The organism is Acidobacteriota bacterium, from assembly GCA_034211275.1.
Classification (GTDB): domain Bacteria; phylum Acidobacteriota; class Thermoanaerobaculia; order Multivoradales; family JAHZIX01; genus JAGQSE01.
The window spans coordinates 1-4334 of the sequence record JAXHTF010000310.1; the positions used below are offsets into that span (position 1 = coordinate 1).

Annotated in this window: 1 protein-coding gene; it reads left to right on the plus strand. The window is 71.0% G+C overall.

The features are described 5' to 3' along the window. Nucleotides 1–4334, plus strand: a 4334-nt coding sequence (locus tag SX243_25295) for an amino acid adenylation domain-containing protein (GenBank protein MDY7096305.1), incomplete at both ends; no start/stop codon positions are given.

Sequence of the window (4334 nt, forward strand, 5' to 3'; positions counted from 1 at the left end):
CTGTCGGTGGCGGCGCTGGAGCGGGCGGTAGCCCAGCTGGTGCGCCGCCACGACAGTCTGCGCACGGTCTTCGTCAGCGCCGAGGGCAAGGCCCGACAGGCGGTGCTGCCGTCCATGGCGGTGCCCTTGCCGGTGGTGGATCTGAGCCGCCTCCCCGGCTCTACCGCCGCCGAGCTCTCCCGCCGCTGGATGGCCCGGCTGGTGCGCCGTTCCTTCTCCCTGCGCAAGGGGCCGCTGCTGCGACTGCTCCTGATGCGGCTGGGGGAGAGGCGCTGGCAGCTGGCGGTGGACATGCACCACATCGTCTCCGACGTATGGTCCATCGGGGTGCTGACTCAGGAGCTGGGAGCCTTGTACTCGGCGCAGCGCCGCGGAGAGACCGCCGAGCTGCCGCCGCTGCCACTGCAATATGGTGACTTCGCCCGCTGGCAGCGCCAGTGGTTGGAGGGGGAGCGGCTGGAGCGGCTGCTGGGATATTGGCGCCAGCGTCTGGCCGGTGCCCCGCCGGTGCTCGAGCTGCCCACCGACCGGCCGCGGCCGGCGGAGCCCACGGGACGAGGGGCGCTGGTGGGTTTTCACCTCGATGCGGAGCTCTACCGCGGCGTGCGCCGTCTCGGCCGCGGTGCCGGTGCCACCCCGTTCATGGTGCTGCTGGCGGTTTTCCTGGTGCTGCTGCGGCGCTACTCCGGTCAGTCAGATCTCTGCGTCGGCATGCCCATCGCCAACCGCACCCGCTCCGAGGTGGAGGGCCTCATCGGCTTCTTCGTCAACACCCTCGTGCTGCGCGGGGACGTTTCCGGCAGCCCCAGCTTCCAGGAGCTGCTGGGGCGGGTGGCGGCCACCACGGTGGAGGCCTACGACTACCAGGATCTGCCCTTCGAGAAGCTGGTGGAGGAGCTCCAACCGCAGCGGGACCTGAGCCACCACCCCCTCTTCCAGGTGCTCTTCCAGCTCCAGACCACGGCGGCTCAGGAGCTGCAGCTGGAAGGCTTGGAGCTACGGCGGGAGATCATCGATTCCGGCCAGGCCATGTTCGACCTGCTCTTCTATCTCGAAGAGGCTGCCGAGGGGGCCATCGCGGCGACGGTGCAATACGCCTTGGACCTCTTCGACACCTCCACCGTGGAGCGCATGGGCCGCCACTATCGCACCCTGGTGGCTTCGGCGGTGGCGGATCCGGAGTCGCCGGTGACCCGGCTGCAGCTGCTGCCGGCGGCGGAACGCCATCAGATGCTGGTGGTGTGGAATCGGGGAGGGGGGGAGAAGGCTTCCACTACCGTCGAGGAGGGCGCGGCGGCGCGGCTGGACGAGCTCTTCTTTCAGCAGGCGCGGAGGACTCCGGAGGCCATCGCCCTGATCCACTATTGGGGCGGAGATCCCGGGGCAGGAGCGGCGGAACGCTGGACCTACGGTGAGCTGGCCGCCCGGGTGGTGGCCTGGGCTCGGCACCTGGAGGGGCTGGGAGTCGGACCGGAGACCTCGGTGGCGGTGTGCTTACCCCGGCAGCCGGAGCTGGTGACGGCGCTGTTGGCGGTGCTGGCGGCGGGGGGCACCTACGTGCCGGTGGATCCCGCCTATCCGCGGGAGCGGGTGGAGGTGATGCTGGAGGATTCCGGTGCCCGCTGGGTGCTGGGCACCGCCGAAACCCTCCAGCGGCTGCCGGAGAGTCGGGCGCGGGGGCTGGCCATGGACGGCGACGCGCCGGCGCCGGAGGAAGACTGGGCAGAGGTGACGTCGTCGAGAGCACCGGGCGCCAAGGAACCAGCACGAGCCAGCGCTCTGGCCTACATGATCTTCACCTCCGGCTCCACCGGCCGCCCCAAGGCCGTGGCCATCGAACATCGCAGCGCCGTGCACATGGTGCGCTGGGCTCTGGAGCGCTTCTCGCCGGCGGAGCGGGCGGTGATGCTGGCGGCCACCTCCGTATGCTTCGACCTCTCCGTCTTCGAGCTCTTTGCCGGCCTGTGCGGCGGCAGCCGGGTGGTGTTGGTGCAGTCCGCCCTGGAGCTGGCGGAGGTGCCGGAAGAGGAGGGGGTGAGCCTGATCAACACCGTGCCGTCGGCGATGACCGAGCTGGTACGGCTGGAGGCCCTGCCACCGTCGGTGAAGGTGGTGAACCTGGCCGGCGAGCCGCTGCAGCGGGTGCTGGTGGACAGCGTCCGCCGGTCGCGCCCCGGGGTGCGGGTGTTCAATCTCTACGGTCCTTCCGAGGACACCACCTACTCGACGGAGGAGGAAGTACCGGCCAACACCTCCGCTCCGGCCATCGGGCGCCCGCTGCCGGGGACCCAGGCCTATTTGCTCGACCTCCACGGCGAGCCGGTCCCGGTGGGCGTGGTGGGAGAGCTCTATCTCGGAGGGAACGGGCTGGCCCGGGGCTACCGCGGCCGTCCCGGTCTCACCGCCGGCGCCTTCGTGCCCGATCCCTTCTCGGTGGAGGCCCAGGATTCCGACGCGGGGGGCCGCCGGCTCTACCGCACCGGCGACCTGGCCCGCTTCCTCCCCGATGGCCGGATGATGTTTCTCGGCCGCCGGGACCACCAGGTCAAGGTGCGGGGCTTTCGCATTGAGCTGGGAGAGGTGGAGGCGGCGCTGCTCGACCATGCCGAGGTCCGGGAAGCGTTGGTCAGCGCCCGCTCCACCGGCGACGGGGAGGTGCGGCTGGTGGCCTTCGTGGCCCTCGGTCCCGAGGGCGGAGAGGCGCCCGGCGAGCAGGAGCAGGAGGCCTGGCACCGGCGTCTCCAGGGCCATCTACGGCGCACCCTGCCGGACTACATGCTGCCGTCGGTGACCGTGCTGCTGGCGGCGTTGCCGCGCACGCCCAACGGCAAGGTGGATCGCAAGGCGTTGCCGGATCCGGAGCTCAAGGCGGTGGCGGCGAGCGCCGGCGCCGCCGCCCGCACGCCGTTGGAGGAAGTGTTGTGCGGCATCTGGGCGGAGGTCCTGGGCCTGCCCCAGGTCTCCGTGGACGCCAACTTCTTCGAGCTCGGCGGTCACTCCCTGCTGGCCACCCAGGTGGTCTCGCGGCTGCGCACCGCTCTGGGGGTCGACCCATCGCTCAAGATCCTCTTCCAGGCGCCGACGGTGGCGCAGCTGGCTCGCCGGCTAGAGGACGCCCACCGGCCGGCGCTGCCGGAGATCCCCGCCGCCAACCGCGACCGCCCACTGCCGCTCTCCTTCTCCCAGGAACGGCTGTGGTTCTTCGAGCGCCTGATCCACAGCTCGGCGGTCTACAACATCCCCGGGGCGCTGCACCTCGAGGGCGAGCTCCCCCTGCCTGCCCTGGTCCGGGCCCTGAGCCGGCTGATCGCCCGCCACGAGAGCCTGCGTACCCGCTTCGCCGAGGTCCAGGGGCGCCCCGTGCAGGCGGTGGTGCCGGCCAGCGAGGCGGTGCTGCCCTGGAGCCGCGTCGACCTCCAGCGGCTCGAGGGCCCAAACGGCAAGAACCCGAACGCCCAGAGCCAAGACGCCGAGAGCGGGGATATCCAGAGCACCGCCGAGGAGCTGATCCGGCGGGAGGCCCGCCGGCCCTTCGACCTGCGGCGGGAGCTTGGTTGGAGGGTGGTGCTGGTGGCGGTGGGGCCGCACAGCCACCGGCTGCTGGTGACCTTCCACCACATCCTTGCCGACGGCTGGTCCCAGGGAGTCTTCTTCCGCGACCTGGGCGAGCTCTACGACGCCGATCTGGAGCACCGCCGCCCGCAGTTGCCGCCCTTGCCGGTGCACTTTCCGGACTACGCCCTATGGCAGCGCCGCTGGCTGCAGGGGGACGCCCTGGAGGAGCAGCTGACCTTTTGGCGCCAGCGGCTGGAGGGAGCGCCGGCGGTGTTGGAGTTGCCGACGGATCGTCCCCGGCCGGCGGTGCAGACCTTCCACGGCGCCATTGCCCGGGTGGCCCTGCCGGAGGAGGCGGTAGAGGTGCTGGAAGGCCTGGCCCGCCGCAGCGCTGCGAGCCTGTTCATGGTGCTGCTGGCGGGTTTCGACGCCGTCTTGCACCGCATCACCGGCGCCCGGGATCTATGCGTCGGCGTGCCCATCGCCAACCGCCATCGGCTGGAGGTGGAGAATCTCGTCGGCTTCCTGGTCAACACCCTGGTGCTGCGCGCCACCCCGGCGCCGGAGCTCCCCTTCGCGGAGCTTCTGGAGCAGGTGCGGGAGAGCACCTTGGAGGCGTACGCGCACCAGGATCTGCCGTTCGAGAAATTGGTGGAGGAGCTGCGGCCGGAGCGCGACCTGAGCCATTCCCCTCTTTTCCAGGTGATGTTCTCCCTCCTCGACGGCCGCGCCACCGAGCTGCGGCTGAAGGGGCTGGAAGTCACCGTCGAGGCGCCGGA